The 17,911-nt window shown below is 50.3% G+C and carries 17 protein-coding genes and 1 pseudogene; 8 read left to right on the top strand and 10 right to left on the bottom strand.

All coding sequences use genetic code 11. The features are described 5' to 3' along the window. Window positions 1–67: 67 nt before the first annotated feature. Complete coding sequence (locus tag C1192_RS05605; protein WP_000202112.1) at window positions 68–634, bottom strand: TetR/AcrR family transcriptional regulator; 567 nt, start codon at window positions 632–634, stop codon at window positions 68–70. A 423-nt stretch (window positions 635–1,057) separates the two neighbouring features. Here C1192_RS05605 and fabI point away from each other — a divergent pair, with 423 nt between their 5' ends. From fabI to rnb, 3 genes are all read left to right on the top strand, one after another. After that, window positions 1,058–1,846, top strand: coding sequence for an enoyl-ACP reductase FabI (fabI, locus tag C1192_RS05610; RefSeq protein WP_000506507.1), 789 nt, complete (start codon window positions 1,058–1,060; stop codon window positions 1,844–1,846). A gap of 142 nt (window positions 1,847–1,988) precedes the next feature. Next, window positions 1,989–3,128 carry a CMD domain-containing protein gene (locus tag C1192_RS05615; RefSeq protein ID WP_038354522.1) on the top strand — a complete coding sequence of 380 codons (1,140 nt, stop codon included), beginning with the start codon at window positions 1,989–1,991 and terminating at the stop codon, window positions 3,126–3,128. 67 nt (window positions 3,129–3,195) lie between these two features. Beyond that, window positions 3,196–5,130 (top strand): exoribonuclease II, encoded by a 1,935-nt coding sequence (rnb, locus tag C1192_RS05620; RefSeq protein WP_038354523.1) that lies wholly within the window; start codon window positions 3,196–3,198, stop codon window positions 5,128–5,130. Between the two features lie 62 nt (window positions 5,131–5,192). Here rnb and C1192_RS05625 read toward each other — a convergent pair. Then, window positions 5,193–5,314, bottom strand: a pseudogene (locus C1192_RS05625) (hypothetical protein). 53 nt (window positions 5,315–5,367) lie between these two features. On the opposite strand from C1192_RS05625, the gene pdeR reads away from it, so the two are divergent. After that, on the top strand, window positions 5,368–7,353 hold the full coding sequence (gene pdeR / locus C1192_RS05630) for a cyclic di-GMP phosphodiesterase (protein ID WP_038354524.1): 1,986 nt from the start codon (window positions 5,368–5,370) through the stop codon (window positions 7,351–7,353). Here pdeR and C1192_RS25470 read toward each other — a convergent pair. Then, the gene (locus C1192_RS25470) at window positions 7,335–7,463 is read right to left on the bottom strand and encodes a hypothetical protein (RefSeq protein ID WP_214678595.1); all 129 of its coding nucleotides are present in this window, start codon (window positions 7,461–7,463) and stop codon (window positions 7,335–7,337) included. The genes pdeR and C1192_RS25470 overlap by 19 nt on opposite strands. Window positions 7,464–7,501: 38 nt before the next feature. On the opposite strand from C1192_RS25470, the gene C1192_RS05635 reads away from it, so the two are divergent. The 3 genes from C1192_RS05635 (at window position 7,502) to osmB (ending at window position 9,000) form a co-directional block, all read left to right on the top strand. Then, entirely contained in the window at window positions 7,502–7,675 is a 174-nt protein-coding gene (locus tag C1192_RS05635; protein ID WP_001288366.1) for a YciZ family protein, read from the top strand. Window positions 7,676–7,763: 88 nt separating this feature from the next. Continuing rightward, complete coding sequence (gene yciT / locus C1192_RS05640; RefSeq protein ID WP_001088603.1) at window positions 7,764–8,513, top strand: DNA-binding transcriptional regulator YciT; 750 nt, start codon at window positions 7,764–7,766, stop codon at window positions 8,511–8,513. Between the two features lie 268 nt (window positions 8,514–8,781). Next, the gene (gene osmB / locus C1192_RS05645; RefSeq protein WP_000498252.1) at window positions 8,782–9,000 is read left to right on the top strand and encodes an osmotically-inducible lipoprotein OsmB; all 219 of its coding nucleotides are present in this window, start codon (window positions 8,782–8,784) and stop codon (window positions 8,998–9,000) included. 127 nt (window positions 9,001–9,127) lie between these two features. Here the strand turns inward: osmB and yciH are convergent, their stop codons facing one another. The 5 genes from yciH to pgpB all read right to left on the bottom strand — a co-directional run bounded on the left by yciH (window position 9,128) and on the right by pgpB (window position 12,781). Beyond that, entirely contained in the window at window positions 9,128–9,454 is a 327-nt protein-coding gene (gene yciH / locus C1192_RS05650; RefSeq protein WP_038354525.1) for a stress response translation initiation inhibitor YciH, read from the bottom strand. Further along, window positions 9,454–10,191, bottom strand: coding sequence for an orotidine-5'-phosphate decarboxylase (pyrF, locus tag C1192_RS05655; RefSeq protein ID WP_000176253.1), 738 nt, complete (start codon window positions 10,189–10,191; stop codon window positions 9,454–9,456). Before pyrF ends, yciH begins: the two co-directional genes overlap by 1 nt. Window positions 10,192–10,383: 192 nt before the next feature. Then, window positions 10,384–11,553, bottom strand: a complete 1,170-nt coding sequence (lapB, locus tag C1192_RS05660; protein WP_000891363.1) for a lipopolysaccharide assembly protein LapB — start codon at window positions 11,551–11,553, stop codon at window positions 10,384–10,386. Window positions 11,554–11,559: 6 nt separating this feature from the next. Next, window positions 11,560–11,868, bottom strand: coding sequence for a lipopolysaccharide assembly protein LapA (gene lapA / locus C1192_RS05665; RefSeq protein ID WP_000876278.1), 309 nt, complete (start codon window positions 11,866–11,868; stop codon window positions 11,560–11,562). 148 nt (window positions 11,869–12,016) lie between these two features. Further along, window positions 12,017–12,781, bottom strand: a complete 765-nt coding sequence (gene pgpB / locus C1192_RS05670) for a phosphatidylglycerophosphatase B (RefSeq protein ID WP_016262051.1) — start codon at window positions 12,779–12,781, stop codon at window positions 12,017–12,019. Between the two features lie 169 nt (window positions 12,782–12,950). Between pgpB and ribA the strand changes: the two genes are divergently transcribed. Continuing rightward, complete coding sequence (gene ribA, locus C1192_RS05675) at window positions 12,951–13,541, top strand: GTP cyclohydrolase II (protein ID WP_001176295.1); 591 nt, start codon at window positions 12,951–12,953, stop codon at window positions 13,539–13,541. 63 nt (window positions 13,542–13,604) lie between these two features. On the opposite strand, the gene acnA is transcribed toward ribA, so the two are convergent. Beyond that, window positions 13,605–16,280 (bottom strand): aconitate hydratase AcnA, encoded by a 2,676-nt coding sequence (acnA, locus tag C1192_RS05680; RefSeq protein ID WP_038354526.1) that lies wholly within the window; start codon window positions 16,278–16,280, stop codon window positions 13,605–13,607. Window positions 16,281–16,507: 227 nt separating this feature from the next. Beyond that, window positions 16,508–17,860, bottom strand: coding sequence for a group II intron reverse transcriptase/maturase (gene ltrA, locus C1192_RS05690; RefSeq protein ID WP_103194782.1), 1,353 nt, complete (start codon window positions 17,858–17,860; stop codon window positions 16,508–16,510). Window positions 17,861–17,911: the final 51 nt, after the last annotated feature.

The raw sequence follows: 17,911 nt of genomic DNA on the forward strand, positions 1-17,911 counted from the left end.
ATCGCGAAATAAATTTCGCAATGAAATAAGGGGGATTAATATCCCCCGCTATCGGTTAATTCTGTTCTTATTTATTTATCAACATACTAATAATATCCTGATATATTTCCTGCAGACGTTGTGGATCGCTTTTTTGCGGTGTTAAACGACGATAAACCGTACCTTCCATCATAGTGGCGAGCACCTCAACGCAACAACGAATGTGCTCATCGCTAAGATGGGGATGCATTCTTTTCATATGCGCACAACCGTTAGCGAACATTCTGGCGTCAGCTTCCTCGAGCATTGCCATCACCCGCGGGTTGCGTGTTGCTTCTGCGGCCACTTCCAGCATCAACGCGTCGTCGTCTTCATTTAAGGATTTCCGCAAGGCAAGGACTTCCGGGAAGCGATCGGTACGCGCGTCAATGTCCATCTGAGCAATACGAAAGTCGATGATACGGCGAACCATCTCTTCAATAATGGCGTCTTTATTGGCGAAGTAACGGTAGATCTGCCCGACGCTAAGCTGAGCTTCGCTGGCAATTTGCGACATACTGGCGGCATGAAAACCGCAGCGATGAAAACACCGACGGGCGGCGTTGATGATTTCATCCTGGCGCTGTTTGTGACGTATCTCCAGCTTGCTCGTCATTTCTGTCTCCTGGCCTTCCACTTAGCGAGAATGATCATTCTCATTTTGGCTAATTATACGTTTCTCCAAAGTAATGGAAAGTATTTTTATCTTATTCATGATGCATATTCTGATAATGAAGAGATTGTGGAGATTCTGTGAAGATGGTTGAAATATTACGTTGATGTCAGTTCATCAGAGAAAGGCAGCGACGTGTTGTCGCCAGATTCTATGAGATATTCCCATAACCTGCCCCTGAAGATGCCAGGATCAGATAGAACAAAATGTTCTGTACTGTAGCTTCTCCCCCGTACAGAAAGCGCAACTATAGCCACCCACAGCCAGGTTGATTATAATAACCGTTTATCTGTTCGTACTGTTTACTAAAACGACGAATCGCCTGATTTTCAGGCACAACAAGCATCAACAATAAGGATTAAAGCTATGGGTTTTCTTTCCGGTAAGCGCATTCTGGTAACCGGTGTTGCCAGTAAACTGTCCATCGCCTACGGTATCGCTCAGGCGATGCACCGCGAAGGAGCTGAACTGGCATTCACCTACCAGAACGATAAACTGAAAGGCCGCGTAGAAGAATTTGCCGCTCAATTAGGTTCCAGCATCGTTCTGCAGTGCGATGTTGCCGAAGATGCCAGCATCGACACCATGTTCGCAGAACTGGGTAAAGTCTGGCCGAAATTTGACGGTTTCGTACACTCTATTGGTTTTGCACCTGGCGATCAGCTGGATGGCGACTATGTTAACGCCGTGACTCGTGAAGGCTTCAAAATTGCCCACGACATCAGCTCTTACAGCTTCGTTGCAATGGCAAAAGCTTGCCGTTCTATGCTGAATCCGGGTTCTGCCCTGCTGACTCTTTCCTATCTGGGCGCTGAGCGCGCTATCCCGAACTACAACGTTATGGGTCTGGCGAAAGCGTCTCTGGAAGCGAACGTGCGCTATATGGCTAACGCGATGGGTCCGGAAGGTGTGCGTGTTAACGCCATCTCTGCTGGCCCGATCCGCACTCTGGCCGCTTCTGGCATCAAAGACTTCCGTAAAATGCTGGCACACTGCGAAGCGGTTACTCCGATTCGTCGTACGGTTACCATTGAGGATGTGGGTAACTCCGCAGCGTTCCTGTGTTCCGATCTCTCTGCCGGTATCTCCGGTGAAGTGGTTCACGTTGACGGCGGTTTCAGCATCGCTGCAATGAACGAGCTGGAACTGAAATAATCGTTCTGTGGGTAATGATGGGCGGCGTTACGCCGCCCATTTCTCTGTTATACCTTTCTGATATTTGTTATCACCGATCCGTCTTTCTCCCCTCTCCGCCTTGCGTCAGGATAACGATTTCCGTTATGACCAAGGAACGCCCATGGAACAACGCCACAGTTCAGGCAAAAGCCACTGGTATCACGAAACGCAATCCAGCACTGCAGAACATGACGTTCTGCCTCTGGTTCCGGAAGCTGCACAGGTTACCGATCCTTTTCTGCTCGACGTGATCCTTGACGAAGAAACACTTGATCCCTTTCATTCGTGGCTGATCCCGGCGCGTACTCTTGCTGTAGAGCTATTTCCCAATCAGCTTGCGGTGACCCGTTTACAGACATTCACCGCCTATGAACGCCTGTCGACCGCTCTGACCGTTGCTCAGGTCTGCGGCGTCCAGCGTTTATGCAACTACTATTCCGCGCGTCTGACACCGCTTCCCGGACCAGACTCCTCCAGGGATAGTAATCATCGTCTGGCACAAATCACGCAATATGCCCGTCAACTGGCCGGCTCTCCATCGATTATCGACAACCGATCGCGCCAGCATCTTCACGATGTCGGGCTTACCGCCTGGGACTGTGTAATTATTAATCAAATTATTGGTTTTGTTGGTTTTCAGGCGCGAGCAATTGCGACTTTTCAGGCTTATCTTGGACAACCTGTACGCTGGTTACCCGGTCTGGACGTGCAAAGCTACGCTGACAGCTCATTTTTTGCTGAAGTATCAACCGGATGGCGTGCCTGCTACGAAGGGGAAAAATTCTCTGGAGAGCAAGAGACGAATGCTCTCCTGTTGCCAGGCTCTGAACTTCGCCAACTGGCAGCAATCCTGAATCTGCATCCTGCCTCGTTTTCACTCTTTGTGGCGTTGTTATCCAGCCCGTTGGTAGCAACAAAATCCAGCCATCAACTTGCTGCTTTACTCAGCGCACGAATTAACGGCAGTGCTGCCTGTTTCACCTCTCTCATACATTCAACATTTGAATATAAAGAAGCAATATCCATTCTGCGTCAGGGCGAAAACGAAATAAACCAGTGGGCTGACTGCCATTTTGTTGAGCGTGCCACGGTTCAGGCGATACAATGGCTGACACGAGCACCCGATCGCTTTAGCGCCGCCCAGTTTAGCCCGTTACTCGAACATGAAACATCATCAGCGCAGGTTATCAATCTGCTGGTATGGAGCGGGTTTTGTGGTTGGATAAATCGCTTAAAAATCGCGTTGGGTGAGACACATTAACCTTGCTGCGTCAGGCAGAATCGCGTAAAACTGTCAGCCGCTCTAATGGCCACCAAAATAGACAATTATGTTTCAGGACAACCCGCTGCTAGCGCAGCTTAAACAGCAACTGCACTCCCAGACGCCCCGCGCTGAAGGGGTGGTAAAAGCCACTGAAAAAGGCTTTGGCTTCCTGGAAGTCGACGCACAGAAAAGTTATTTCATTCCGCCGCCGCAGATGAAAAAAGTCATGCATGGCGACCGAATTATCGCGGTGATCCACAGTGAAAAAGATCGTGAATCCGCAGAGCCAGAAGAACTGGTTGAACCGTTTCTGACTCGTTTCGTGGGTAAAGTTCAGGGCAAGAATGACCGTCTGGCCATCGTGCCTGATCATCCACTCTTAAAAGACGCTATTCCTTGCCGCGCTGCCCGCGGGCTGAATCATGAGTTTAAAGAAGGCGACTGGGCGGTTGCCGAAATGCGCCGCCATCCGCTGAAAGGCGATCGTTCTTTCTATGCCGACCTGACTCAATACATCACTTTTGGTGATGACCACTTCGTGCCCTGGTGGGTAACCCTGGCGCGCCATAACCTGGAAAAAGAAGCACCAGATGGCGTCGCCACCGAAATGCTCGATGAGGGTTTGGTTCGTGAAGATCTCACCGCGCTGGACTTTGTCACCATCGACAGTGCCAGCACGGAAGATATGGATGATGCCCTCTTCGCGAAGGCGTTACCGGATGACAAACTGCAGTTAATTGTCGCAATTGCCGATCCAACCGCGTGGATTGCCGAAGGCAGCAAGCTGGACAAAGCAGCGAAAATTCGCGCATTCACCAACTATCTGCCGGGCTTCAACATCCCGATGCTGCCGCGCGAGCTTTCTGACGATCTCTGCTCACTGCGTGCCAATGAAGTGCGCCCGGTACTGGCATGTCGGATGACGTTGTCTGCTGATGGCATCATTGAAGACAACATCGAATTTTTTGCTGCTACCATCGAATCCAAAGCCAAACTGGTTTATGACCAGGTTTCCGACTGGCTGGAAAACACCGGCGACTGGCAGCCAGAAAGTGATGCGATTGCCGGACAAATCCGCCTGTTAGCGCAAATTTGCCAGCGTCGCGGCGAATGGCGTAATAACCATGCGTTGGTGTTTAAAGATCGCCCGGATTACCGTTTTATTCTCGGTGAAAAAGGTGAAGTGTTGGATATCGTCGCTGAACCACGCCGTATTGCTAACCGTATTGTCGAAGAAGCGATGATCGCCGCTAACATTTGTGCGGCCCGCGTGCTGCGCGATAAGCTCGGTTTCGGTATCTATAACGTGCATATGGGCTTTGATCCGGCAAATGCCGAGGCGCTGGCAGCATTGCTGAAAACGCATGGCCTGCATGTTGATGCCGAAGAAGTGCTCACACTGGACGGTTTCTGCAAACTGCGTCGTGAGCTGGATGCGCAACCGACTGGCTTCCTCGACAGCCGCATTCGCCGTTTTCAGTCTTTTGCGGAAATCAGCACCGAACCGGGTCCTCACTTTGGCCTCGGTCTGGAAGCGTATGCCACCTGGACTTCACCAATTCGTAAGTATGGCGACATGATCAACCATCGTCTGCTGAAAGCGATCATCAAAGGCGAAACGGCGACGCGTCCGCAGGATGAGATCACCACCCAAATGGCAGAGCGTCGTCGTCTCAACCGGATGGCAGAACGTGATGTCGGGGACTGGTTGTACGCGCGTTTCCTGAAAGACAAAGCGGGCACTGACACCCGTTTTGCGGCAGAAATCGTCGATATCAGCCGGGGCGGTATGCGTGTGCGTCTGGTCGATAACGGCGCTATCGCCTTTATCCCTGCACCGTTCTTACACGCCGTGCGCGATGAGCTGGTTTGCAGTCAGGAAAACGGCACCGTACAAATTAAAGGTGAAACAGTTTACAAAGTAACCGACGTTATCGACGTCACCATTGCCGAAGTACGCATGGAAACCCGCAGCATTATTGCGCGCCCTGTCGCGTAATCTCTTTTTACGGCCCATTCATTACGGATGGGCCGTTTGCCTTTCCCTTCCCCCACATTCGTTTATCTCAGCAGATTTTTTTTAATGACATCCGTTTGAAAACTGGCGTTTTCCCAAAACTGGATTACAAATAAATATATAAAAAAACAATACGTTTAACCGCCATTAATTTCATGTAAGCCATATGAACCGTTCATTTAACTGCGGGACTCCGCTGTTAACCGGAGGGTATGCATCATGAAAACCATTAGGGAGTCCACAACGTTGTACAACTTTCTCGGATCGCACAACCCATACTGGCGGTTGTCGGAAAACAGTGATGTTTTGCGTTTTTCCGCCACCGAAACAACGGAACCTGAACGTACTCTGCAGTTATCTGCCGAACAGGCTGCTCGTATCCGGGAAATGACGGTTATCACCTCCAGCCTGATGATGAGCCTGACAGTCGATGAGAGTGATCTTTCTGTTCATCTGGTGGGACGAAAAATCAATAAGCGTGAATGGGGTGGAAACGCGTCAGCATGGCATGACACACCGGCGGTAGCTCGTGATTTATCACACGGACTGTCCTTTGCAGAACAAGTGGTTTCTGAAGCCCACTCTGCAATAGTGATTCTGGACAGTCGGGGAAATATCCAGCGTTTTAACCGGTTATGTGAAGAGTACACGGGGCTGAAAGAACACGATGTCATCGGGCAAAGTGTGTTTAAACTGTTTATGAGTCGTCGTGAAGCTGCGGCATCCATGCGCAATAACCGTGGATTTTTTCGAAACGGCAATGCATATGAGGTAGAAATCTGGATACCCACGCGTAAAGGCCAGCGGCTGTTTCTGTTTCGCAACAAATTCGTGCATAGCGGCAGCGGCAAAAATGAGATCTATTTAATCTGCTCCGGCACCGATATCACCGAAGAACGCCACGCCCAGGAGCGCTTGCGAATTCTGGCTAACACCGACAGCATTACAGGGCTGCCGAATCGTAACGCTATGCAGGAATTAATCGATCACGCCATTAATCAGGTGGATGAAAGTAAAGTCGGCGTGGTTTATCTCGATTTAGACAATTTTAAAAAAGTGAACGATGCCTACGGGCATTTGTTTGGCGACCAGTTGTTACGCGAGGTTTCACTGGCCATTTTAAGCTGTCTTGAGCCGGATCAGGTACTGGCGCGCTCTGGCGGCGATGAATTTCTGGTACTCGCACCAAACACCTCACAAAGTGCCCTGGAAGCAATGGCATCGCGGATTTTGACCCGCCTGCGTCAGCCTTTTCGCATTGGTTTAATCGAAGTTTATACTGGCTGTTCGATCGGTATTTCACTTTCACCGCAACATGGCCCAGACAGTGCGGCAATTATTCGCCACGCCGATACGGCAATGTACAGTGCCAAAGAAGGCGGTCGAGGGCAATTTTGCGTTTTTTCACCGGAAATGAATCAACGGGTATTTGAATATCTGTGGTTGGATACCAACCTGCGTAAAGCACTGGAAAACGATCAGTTAGTTATTCACTATCAACCGAAAATCACCTGGCGCGGTGAAGTGCGCAGTCTGGAAGCTCTGGTGCGCTGGCAGTCGCCCGAACACGGACTAATTCCCCCACTGGACTTTATTTCCTATGCGGAAGAGTCCGGTCTGATTGTGCCTCTGGGTCGTTGGGTTATTCTTGACGTCGTTCGCCAGGTGGCAAAATGGCGAGATAAAGGCATCAATCTTCGGGTGGCAGTCAATGTCTCAGCACGCCAACTCGCTGATCAAACTATTTTCACTGACCTGAAACAGGTACTCCAGGAACTTAAATTTGAGTATTGCCCTATTGATGTCGAGCTGACTGAAAGCTGCCTGATTGAAAACGACGAGCTGGCGCTTTCCGTTATTCAGCAATTCAGTCAATTAGGCGCACAGGTTCACCTGGATGATTTCGGCACTGGCTACTCTTCCCTTTCTCAACTGGCACGATTTCCTATCGATGCCATTAAACTCGACCAGGTTTTTGTCCGTGATATTCACAAACAAACTGTCTCACAGTCGCTGGTACGGGCAATTGTCGCCGTAGCTCAGGCCTTGAACCTGCAGGTTATTGCCGAAGGCGTAGAAAGCGCAAAAGAAGATGCTTTTTTAACCAAAAACGGCATCAATGAGAGACAAGGATTCTTGTTTGCCAAACCGATGCCCGCCGTAGCGTTTGAACGCTGGTATAAACGTTATCTGAAACGCGCATAAAGAGACGAATATATATATTTAACGGTATATAATTCCATTACATATCGTATTCGTGAATGATAATTAACCTTTGCCGTTAAGCACTTCTCTTTTAGCGGCAATTTTTGCATTATTTATTTTCACCTTTTTTGCCTTAAGGATACCCTTGATGTCTGAATTTGATGCCCAGCGCGTTGCCGAACGTATTGATATTGTGTTAGATATCCTTGTGGCAGGCGATTACCACTCTGCGATCCATAATCTTGAGATACTTAAAGCAGAACTCTTGCGCCAGGTTGCTGCATCTACGCCAGACATCCCGAAGGCACCATGGGAGATTTAACAATCGTGCTTTCAGTTTTCCCTATTTAAGGATGCCCGGCGCGTCAGCATTTTTTATTGAGTATTATAACGTTATAAGAATTACAGCGATGAATTCCCGACAACAAACTATTCTACAGATGGTCATTGACCAGGGTCAGGTTAGCGTAACCGATCTGGCGAAAGCCACTGGAGTTTCCGAAGTTACTATCCGCCAGGATCTCAACACCCTCGAAAAACTTAGCTATCTACGCCGTGCACATGGTTTTGCTGTTTCGCTTGATAGCGATGATGTCGAAACCCGTATGATGAATAATTATACGCTGAAACGTGAACTCGCTGAGTTTGCCGCCTCACTGGTTCAAGCGGGAGAAACCATCTTTATCGAGAATGGCAGCAGTAATGCCCTTCTGGCCCGCACATTGGGTGAGCAAAAGAAAAATGTCACCATCATTACGGTCAGCAGCTATATAGCGCATTTATTGAAAGACGCCCCTTGTGAAGTCATTTTACTTGGCGGTGTGTACCAGAAAAAAAGCGAAAGTATGGTTGGTCCTCTGACACGTCAGTGTATCCAACAGGTGCATTTCAGTAAGGCATTTATTGGTATCGATGGCTGGCAACCTGAAACCGGGTTTACAGGTCGCGACATGATGCGTACCGATGTGGTCAATGCTGTACTGGAAAAAGAGTGCGAAACCATTGTCCTGACTGACAGCTCAAAGTTTGGTGCCGTACATTCTTACTCCATCGGCCCTGTTGAGAGAATCAAACGCGTTATAACCGATTCAAAGATTAGCGCCAGCGATCTGATGTCTTTGGAACACAGTAAATTAATCGTTCACGTCGTTGACATATAATCACTTTCCTTCCTTACGGATGATTTGCTCTAACGCAAATCATCCGCACTAAGATGATTCCTGGTTGATAATTAAGACTATTTACCTGTTATTAACACCCTAACGTTATAAACTTATTATCAGCGATATAACAGGAAGTCACTATCACCTGCGTGATATAACCCTGCGCGCGAGAGGATTTCACGGAATAATTTTACATGGCCTATTCTGAACTATTATAGTTATAGAGAGCTTACTTCCGTGAATCATAAATTCAGGAGAGAGTATTATGTTTGTAACGAGCAAAAAAATGACCGCGGCTGTTCTGGCAATTACACTGGCAATGTCTCTAAGTGCCTGTTCTAACTGGTCTAAACGGGACCGAAACACCGCAATCGGTGCAGGTGCAGGGGCTTTAGGCGGTGCAGTACTGACTGATGGCAGCACGCTGGGTACATTAGGTGGTGCAGCAGTTGGTGGTATTATCGGTCACCAGGTCGGTAAATAATCGTAAATAAATGTCGATTAGCAACTCGCTATTATAATACGCTTGACTCTGTTCAGTACGAAATAACTGAATAATACACACAGTGAAATAAACGAAAGCCACGAAAATATTTCCGTGGCTTTTTTTGTTAACCGCCTGCGAGTTTTACCTTCATCCCTTTCGCTTCAAGCAGTGATTTTAATAAATCACGCTTATCCCCCTGGATTTCGATAATTCCATCTTTTACTGCCCCGCCGCAGCCGCATTTTTTCTTCAGTTCAGCCGCCAGCTTTATCAGTTCGGCATCATCGAGATCGACGCCGGTAATCAGGCATACGCCCTTACCTTTACGCCCACTGGTTTGCCGTTGGATGCGCACCACTCCGTCGCCTTTTGGTCGTACAGGGGGCGCTTTGGGTTCATCAATACGTCCAGTTTCCGTTGAGTAGACCAGACGGCTGTTAGAATCACTCATCATGCACTCCGTTGTAACGAGGTGTTGATCGCTTTCAGCGTTTGCGCCGGGGCCGCCGATTGCGTTACCGGGCGACCAATCACCATATAATCAACGCCTGCCGCCAGCGCCTGTTCCGGGGTCATGATGCGGCGCTGATCGCCAGCGTCGCTCCCCTGCGGGCGAATACCCGGCGTCACCAGTTTGAAATCCTGACCAAATGCTTGTTTAAACCGCACAGCTTCCTGGGCTGAACACACAACACCGTCAAGGCCGCATTTTTGCGTCAGCGCCGCCAGACGTTCTGCATAATCTGCCGGTGACAGTGTCACACCAAGATCGGCCAGATCGCTGGCTTCCATACTAGTGAGTACAGTCACAGCGATTAATAGCGGCGCATCTTTGCCAAACGGAACCAACGCCTCACGTGCTGCGGTCATCATACGTGCGCCGCCAGAGGCATGAACGTTTACCATCCACACGCCTAAGTCAGCCGCCGCTGCCACGGCGTGCGCTGCGGTATTGGGAATATCGTGGAATTTCAGGTCGAGGAAGATATCAAAACCACGTTGTTGCAGTTCACGAACAAACTGCGGCCCAAACAGGGTAAACATCTCTTTGCCTACTTTCAGACGGCAATCGCGTGGGTCGATCTTGTCGACAAACGCCAGCGCAGCGTCACGATTATTATAATCAAGGGCAACAACAACAGGAGAATGAGTAACAGCGCGGGAAGGAGATGAAGCAGTTAACGTCATGACCAGACCTTCTTGATGATGGGCACCGGAAGTGGCGCAAAACAGGTAAACGGCGTGCATTCTACCCGTGGAAATAAAAAATTAACAGTTACGATTTTCCCCCTGCCAGTCTTTTTCTGCTCAGGCGTTACCGAAGCTATTTGTAAAAATAACCATTAGTATGTTGTAACTAAAGATAGTTTTTTTTATAAATTACAGTCCATCCAGGCCACGAATCGGTTTAATGGTTGACCAGGCACGGCAGGACGGACAATGCCAGTAAAGCGTGTATGCAGTAAAACCACACTTCTGGCAGCGGTAACGCGGCTTACTACGCACCTTCTCGCCCACCATGTCACGCAACACCATCAGGCTCTCTTTGGCGCGCCCTTCTTCCGCTTCGTTAAGGTGGTAATCCATCAACTTGTGGAACACGCGCATCGTCGGATGGCGTTGTAGCTGGCGCGTAATATAGACCTGTGCGGCTTCGCTGCCATCGCGCGCTTCAATGATGTCGGCAAGCATCAGTTCAGCATCTGCCCCCGTATTCTCCTCCACCGCACGCTGGAGAAACTCTGCCCATTCGGCAGTTTTATCCAGTTGCTGATAGCAGGTTTGCAGCATTTCCAGCGTTTCGCTGACCAGCTCTCTGTCCTGGGAGATAACGCGTTGCAGGCTCTCGACCGCTTTTGCGTACTCCCCTTTTGCCATGAAAACACGTCCCATCATAATGGACACGCGGGCGCTGTTTTTGTCGGCTGCCGCCCCTTTTTTCAACAAGGCCATAGCGCGATCGAGATCGTCACTGGCCATGTGCTGAAGGGCTAATTCACAGTAGAAATGGGCGATTTCGACTCGCTGTTTATCTTTACCAAGCTTCACCAGGCGTTCTGCAACATCAATTGCTTTCTGCCATTCACTAGTGGACTGATAGATTTGCAACAGTTGTTGCAATGCGCCAACTCGGAAGTCGGTTTCATCAGTCAGTTGATTAAACATATCTTCCGCGCGATCGTATAAACCCGCCGCCATGTAATCACGCCCCAGTTGCTGAATTGCCAGCAGACGCTGCTCATAGGTCAACGAGGCACTTTCCATTAAGGTTTGATGAATACGAATAGCGCGATCGACTTCGCCACGCGAACGGAATAAGTTTCCGAGCGTAAGGTGGGCTTCAACGGTGCCTGTATCCTCTTTCAGCATATCGAGGAACAGATCCACCGCTTTGTCCTGTTGATTACTAAGCAGGAAGTTAACCCCTGCTACGTAATCACGTGACAGGCGGTTGGCTTCATCTTGCTTGTTTTGTTGCGCACTTCTGCGGCCCATATACCAGCCATAGGCAGCGGCTACAGGCAAGAGCAGAAACAACAACTCCAGCATAGAAAGTTATTCCTTCGCTACTGACGAATCAGGCGCTACCGCCACGCCAGTCGCAGGTGAAAGCTGGTTTTCCAGTCGCTTTATTTTACGTTCAGCGCGTGCCAGAGAAACACGAATTCGCAGCCAGAACAGGCCGCAAATCAACCAACCGATAGCAAACCCCGCAGCAAACAATACCGCCAGCAAAGTAGAGATACGATACTCCCCTTGCGCTAACAGATAATTAAACGTTACCTGCTGATCATTCTGCGCACCTAACGTGACAGAAATCACAAAAATCGCTAACACCAGTAAGAAAATGAGTAAATATTTCACATTACTTCCCGTTATGTGGTTAGAGCGAATAAATTATGGTCAACTTACCGCAATAGCCCTTTAAAGTACCATTTTCACGACGTCTGCGAAATGGTAGCCACAATCATTGTTGATGATTTGAGGGTTAAATTCGGAAATTCAACCAGTTTTAACTTTCTTGTTCTCGCTGCGCTATCTCACGATTTTCTTCCGGCGGTGGTGTTAATGGCCCACAAATACGTTGCGCGAGCCAGGTTGCCACCGCCACCAGCGCCCACGAAATCAACGTAGCCACCACCAGATCGCGCGGCCAATGCATCCCCAGCAGCAAGCGGCTTCCCATTACTCCCGTTGCCCAGACCAGCAAGAGCGCAATGGTTAAAGTTCGCCTACGTGGCCACAACAGCCCAACGGCGAGCAAGGCCCAACTGGCGGCAAACATCGTGTGGCCGGAAGGAAAGGCAAACCCCGTCTCTTTCTGCCAATGAGAACGTAAATATTGCGGGATATTTTTTTCTTCAGCCAACTGTTCTTTCACTAAATTACCGCGCTCTGCTCGCTTTAAAGTGTAGAACTCATCAACCGGAATATGATGTGTTTTTTCCAGCCAGATAACAAAAGGGCGTGGCTCCTGAACTTTACCTTTGATCCAGGATTTAACTCCCTGTCCGACAAGAATTGCCGCTGCCAGAATAGCAAATAACATAACTGCGGCTTTGAGGCGAAAACGCAGACACCAGAGAAACCAGCCGAATAAAATAAGATGCGTAATGACGCCCCAGGGCTGAGTGACGGTTTCAGTGACCCAAAAGGCCGCTTTTAACAGCCAACTTTGATCTCCAGGTTGCCAACGCCAGCCAGAAATCCATACCGCTACCGGCATGATAAGTAATAGTGCTGCTCCAACTGCGGTACGTCTGGCAATCGAACGCATGGTCTCTCCTTCCTTATAAGTCTCACAATCATAACTGAAAATGCTCTGACCTGGAAAAATTGACAGATTTGTGCCATTCAGTGAACGATTGACGCGTCGTGATTAGGTGAACACCTTCGCGTTATGGCAAAATAAGCCGATACAGAACCAGCATTATCTGGAGAATTTCATGCAGCTTAAACGTGTGGCAGAAGCTAAACTGCCAACCCCCTGGGGCGATTTCCTGATGGTGGGATTTGAAGAACTGGCAACCGGACACGATCATGTCGCGCTAGTCTATGGCGACATTTCCGGGCATACCCCGGTACTTGCGCGCGTCCATTCCGAATGTCTGACCGGTGACGCCCTGTTCAGCTTGCGCTGCGATTGTGGCTTCCAGCTTGAAGCGGCACTGACACAAATAGCCGAAGAAGGCCGTGGTATTTTGCTGTATCACCGTCAGGAAGGACGTAACATTGGTCTGCTGAATAAAATTCGCGCTTACGCGTTGCAGGATCAAGGCTACGATACCGTAGAGGCTAATCACCAGTTAGGCTTCGCCGCTGATGAACGCGATTTCACTCTTTGCGCCGATATGTTCAAGTTACTTGGTGTCAACGAAGTCCGTCTGTTAACCAACAACCCGAAAAAAGTCGAAATTCTGACCGAAGCAGGGATTAACATTGTTGAACGCGTGCCGTTGATTGTCGGTCGTAACCCAAATAACGAGCATTATCTCGATACCAAAGCGGAAAAAATGGGCCATTTGCTGAACAAATAATCCTCGTTTAATGCAAATTCGGCCTGCTTGCCGGATGCCCCTCATCCGGCAAGTAAAGCACAGTTACTTCAACATATTACGAATGACATAATGCAAAATACCGTCGTTCTGGTAATAGGTTAATTCCGTCGCGGTGTCGATACGACAACGGCACGGCACAACTTCCTGACTCCCCTCCGCTCGCGTTAGCGTCACCGGAACCGTCGCGCCCGGTTGTAGACTTTGTAGATCGGTAATATCAATCTTTTCTTCCCCGCTCAGCCCTAACGTTTTACGCGTCACGCCTGGAGGGAACTCCAGCGGCAGAATACCCATACCAATTAGATTCGAACGGTGAATACGTTCAAACGATTCGGCAATAACCACACGAATACCGAGCAGACGCGGACCTTTTGCTGCCCAGTCACGGCTGGAACCAGATCCATACTCTTTCCCGGCAATCACCGCCAGCGGTGTTTTCTCCTGCTTATAGCGCATCGCTGCATCGTAAATAGAGACAACCTCGCTGGCAGGCAAATGGCGCGTCATCCCTCCTTCAACGCCAGGCACCATTTCGTTACGAATGCGAATATTGGCAAACGTGCCGCGCATCATCACTTCATGGTTACCACGCCGCGAACCGTAGGAGTTAAAGTCTTTACGCTCAACGCCACGACCCTGCAAATATCGCCCTGCCGGGCTGTCGGGCTTAATACTGCCTGCCGGAGAAATATGGTCAGTGGTAACCGAATCCCCCAACATTGCCAGGATTCGCGCACCGTGAATGTCTTCCACTGGCGCTGGTGTTACCTGCATCTCATCAAAGAAAGGCGATAACCGAATATAGGTCGAATCATCCTGCCATCCGTAGGTATCTGATCGCGCAACGTTAATCTCTTTCCACTCCGCCGTGCCTTCAAAAACTTCCGCATATTCTTTACGGAACATTTCTGTTGAGACTTGCTCAACCGCGCGAGCAATTTCTTGTGCTGATGGCCAGAGATCTTTCAGATATACCGGATCGCCTTTGCGATCATGTCCAAGTGGATCGGAAGCGAGGTTGATGTTCATATTGCCCGCCAGCGCATAAGCAACAACCAGCGGCGGCGAGGCCAGCCAGTTGGTTTTAACCAGTGGATGAATACGCCCTTCAAAGTTACGGTTACCAGACAGCACCGCTCCAACGGTTAAATCACCTTTTTTGATCGCCGTTTCGATAGGATCGGGTAATGGGCCAGAGTTACCGATACAGGTTGTACAGCCATAGCCTACAAGATTAAAGCCAAGTTCATCGAGATACGGTGTCAGTTTGGCTTTTGCCAGATAGTCAGAAACCACTTTCGAGCCGGGAGCCAGCGACGCTTTAACCCACGGTTGTCGTTTCAGCCCCAGAGTTACGGCTTTTTTCGCCAGCAACCCGGCAGCCATCAACACGCTGGGGTTAGACGTGTTGGTACACGATGTTATTGCGGCAATAACCACTGCGCCATCAGGCAACTGATACTGATGCCCGTTCATAACATAATCGACGGGCTGGCGATCTTTATGCGTGGCATTCACTTCCAGTTCGTTACTGGCGGCAAAAGCTTTTGGTACATCTGCCAGCGCAACGCGATCCTGCGGCCGTTTTGGTCCGGCAAGACTGGCTTCAACGTCATTCATATCCAGTTCTAATGTACTGGTAAAAATCGGTTCATCGCCCGGGTTACGCCACATTCCTTGCGCTTTGGCGTATTTTTCGACCAGTTCGACCTGTTCTTCACTGCGTCCACTTAAACGCATGTAATCGAGGGTAACCGAATCTATTGGGAAGAAGCCACAGGTCGCGCCGTACTCCGGTGACATGTTGGCAATTGTCGCGCGATCTGCCAGCGGCAGCGAATCCAGTCCATCGCCGTAAAATTCGACGAATTTACCCACTACGCCATGTTTACGCAGCATCTGAGTGACGGTAAGAACCAGGTCTGTGGCGGTGATACCTTCACGTAATTTTCCGCTAAGTTTAAAGCCCACAACATCCGGGATAAGCATGGAAACCGGCTGACCTAACATTGCTGCTTCCGCTTCGATCCCACCAACACCCCACCCCAACACGCCAAGACCGTTGATCATCGTGGTGTGCGAGTCGGTGCCGACAAGCGTATCCGGGTAAGCAATCCACTCACCGCCCTGCAATTCGCTCCACACCGCTTTACCGAGATACTCGAGGTTAACCTGATGGCAAATCCCAGTGCCTGGCGGCACCACCCTAAAACGACTGAATGCCTGCTGTCCCCATTTCAGGAATACATAACGTTCGTGGTTGCGCTCCATTTCCAGGCGCACGTTTTCCTCGAAGGCCTCATCATCACCAAACCGATCGACGGTCACCGAGTGGTCAATCACCAGATCGACGGGTGAGAGCGGGTTCACCTTCGCGGTATCGCCGCCGAGACGTTTTACCGCTTCACGCATCGCCGCAAGGTCAACGACAGCAGGCACGCCGGTAAAGTCTTGCATCAGCACTCTTGCCGGACGGTAAGCGATTTCACGGTCAGCATGGGCATTTTTCAGCCATCCTGCCAGCGCATGTATATCTTCTTCGGTAACAGAGTTGCCATCCTGCCAGCGCAGCAGGTTTTCGAGCAAAACTTTGAGTGACTTAGGCAGACGGGTAATATCGCCCAGTGATTTGGCAGCAAGCGGCAGACTGTAGTAGTGGTAGGTTTTATCTTTAGCCTGCAACGTGTCCTTAGTGGCTTCTCGTAGGGTTGACGACATAGCTCCTCCTTAATGACAGGGTTGCGATGCCCTGATTCTCCTCAGGGTGAATATTAAAGATAACACAAACACTGCGTAACGATTTGATAACAACCCAAATTGATAAAAGAGGAGAGGCCTTACAGGGATAAATCGGGATAGGAGCTGATCTCACGATCAGCTTCCTCCCACACCACCGTACGTACGGGGCCGTATACGGCGGTTCGGTTATGTTGATCGTCGCCTGCCTATACTTCTGGCAGGCCCAGTCTGGAGAACAGCTTATTGGGGAGTGCTATATTCAGTGCCGGACTACAGCTTATCCGCCACTCTTTATGGCAGCTTCCTGCTGTTTGCGCCGCAAGGTCCTTGCTTACGCCTCGACTGCGCAACTCCCTGAAGCGGTTGCGGCCCGTTTTCCACTGTTTCCAGAGTATGCTTCGCAGCCTGCGCCTTATCCATCCGTTCAGCTCTCGCATCAGCGATGGCCTCTGGTTCAGCCCGTAGTAACTTTTCCAGCCCGTCAGATATCGTCTTAGCGGCTGAGTTAGCTGTTCAAGGCTTCTCCCTGTGTTGCGTCCGGTCAGTGCTCTTATCCGCATTTTGAACCGTTTTATCGACTCCGGCGATACCACGCACCATACCTTCCGCCCCCTTATGAAGCTGTATCCAAGGAACTTGCGCGTTTCAGGGCGTGCTACAGCACTCTTCTTCGCGTTGACCTTCAGCTTCAGTTTATGGCTCAGCCAGTGCGTCAACCCCGCCATGATCCGGTTGCCTGCCCGTTCGCTTTTCACGTAGACATTACAGTCGTCTGCGTACCGCACGAACTTCAGACCACGTTTCTCCAGTTCCTTGTCGAGGTCGTCAAGCAGCAGGTTCGATAGCAGCGGCGACAGTGGGCCGCCCTGCGGCGTTCCTTCTGTCACCGGCCTTACCAGACCTGCGTCCATCACCCCTGCATTCAGGAACCTGCGGATAAGTGACAACACCCGTTTATCCGATACTCGTTTCTCTATCCGGCTCATCAGCACATCGTGATTTACCCGGTCGAAGAACTTCTCCAGATCGAGGTCGACCACCCAGTGATACCCGGCCCCGATATGTTCCCGGGCTTGTATCACTGCCTGGTGGGCCGAACGACCGGGACGGAACCCGTAGCTGTTGTCGCTGAACGAGCTATCCCACTGTGCCTGCAATACCTGCATCATCGCCTGCTGGATGAAGCGATCCACCACCGTCGGGATGCCCAGCAGACGTTCGCCGCCGCCGGGCTTCGGTATGGACACTCTTCTCACAGGAGATGGGCGGTATCTGCCGGACAGCAGTTGCGCTTTCAGCTCTGGCCAGTGGTGCCTCAGGTAGTCCGGCAGTTCGCTTACGCGCATACCATCGACTCCCGCTGCACCTTTGTTGGCTTTAACTCTTTTCAGGGCTTGCCTGAGATTGACTGGTTCACAAATGGCTTCCATCAGCCACACTGTTGACGACGGACTTTCTCTGTTCGTCGGTGCCTGCACGGTTTCAGCCCCCGGAAGGGCGGCGTTCGGGGCTTCACCCCGTTCCCCGGCCTCAGGGTCGCGATGCGTTTTCTGCTGCATGACCGTTCAGAACCTCCGTTGATACTCGTCACTCATTACCGTTCGGGCCTT

It is taken from the genome of Escherichia marmotae (assembly GCF_002900365.1).
Lineage (GTDB): Bacteria > Pseudomonadota > Gammaproteobacteria > Enterobacterales > Enterobacteriaceae > Escherichia > Escherichia marmotae.

Coding starts and splice junctions, on each gene's coding strand:
- yciT (WP_001088603.1), top strand. CDS start 7,764: ATGAATTCCCGACAACAAACTATTCTACAGATGGTCATTGACCAGGGT.
- acnA (WP_038354526.1), bottom strand. CDS start 16,280: ATGTCGTCAACCCTACGAGAAGCCACTAAGGACACGTTGCAGGCTAAA.
- pyrF (WP_000176253.1), bottom strand. CDS start 10,191: ATGACGTTAACTGCTTCATCTCCTTCCCGCGCTGTTACTCATTCTCCT.
- pdeR (WP_038354524.1), top strand. CDS start 5,368: ATGAAAACCATTAGGGAGTCCACAACGTTGTACAACTTTCTCGGATCG.
- C1192_RS05615 (WP_038354522.1), top strand. CDS start 1,989: ATGGAACAACGCCACAGTTCAGGCAAAAGCCACTGGTATCACGAAACG.
- yciH (WP_038354525.1), bottom strand. CDS start 9,454: ATGAGTGATTCTAACAGCCGTCTGGTCTACTCAACGGAAACTGGACGT.
- fabI (WP_000506507.1), top strand. CDS start 1,058: ATGGGTTTTCTTTCCGGTAAGCGCATTCTGGTAACCGGTGTTGCCAGT.
- osmB (WP_000498252.1), top strand. CDS start 8,782: ATGTTTGTAACGAGCAAAAAAATGACCGCGGCTGTTCTGGCAATTACA.
- C1192_RS25470 (WP_214678595.1), bottom strand. CDS start 7,463: ATGCAAAAATTGCCGCTAAAAGAGAAGTGCTTAACGGCAAAGGTTAAT.
- lapB (WP_000891363.1), bottom strand. CDS start 11,553: ATGCTGGAGTTGTTGTTTCTGCTCTTGCCTGTAGCCGCTGCCTATGGC.
- pgpB (WP_016262051.1), bottom strand. CDS start 12,781: ATGCGTTCGATTGCCAGACGTACCGCAGTTGGAGCAGCACTATTACTT.
- rnb (WP_038354523.1), top strand. CDS start 3,196: ATGTTTCAGGACAACCCGCTGCTAGCGCAGCTTAAACAGCAACTGCAC.
- ltrA (WP_103194782.1), bottom strand. CDS start 17,860: ATGCAGCAGAAAACGCATCGCGACCCTGAGGCCGGGGAACGGGGTGAA.
- C1192_RS05605 (WP_000202112.1), bottom strand. CDS start 634: ATGACGAGCAAGCTGGAGATACGTCACAAACAGCGCCAGGATGAAATC.
- ribA (WP_001176295.1), top strand. CDS start 12,951: ATGCAGCTTAAACGTGTGGCAGAAGCTAAACTGCCAACCCCCTGGGGC.
- C1192_RS05635 (WP_001288366.1), top strand. CDS start 7,502: ATGTCTGAATTTGATGCCCAGCGCGTTGCCGAACGTATTGATATTGTG.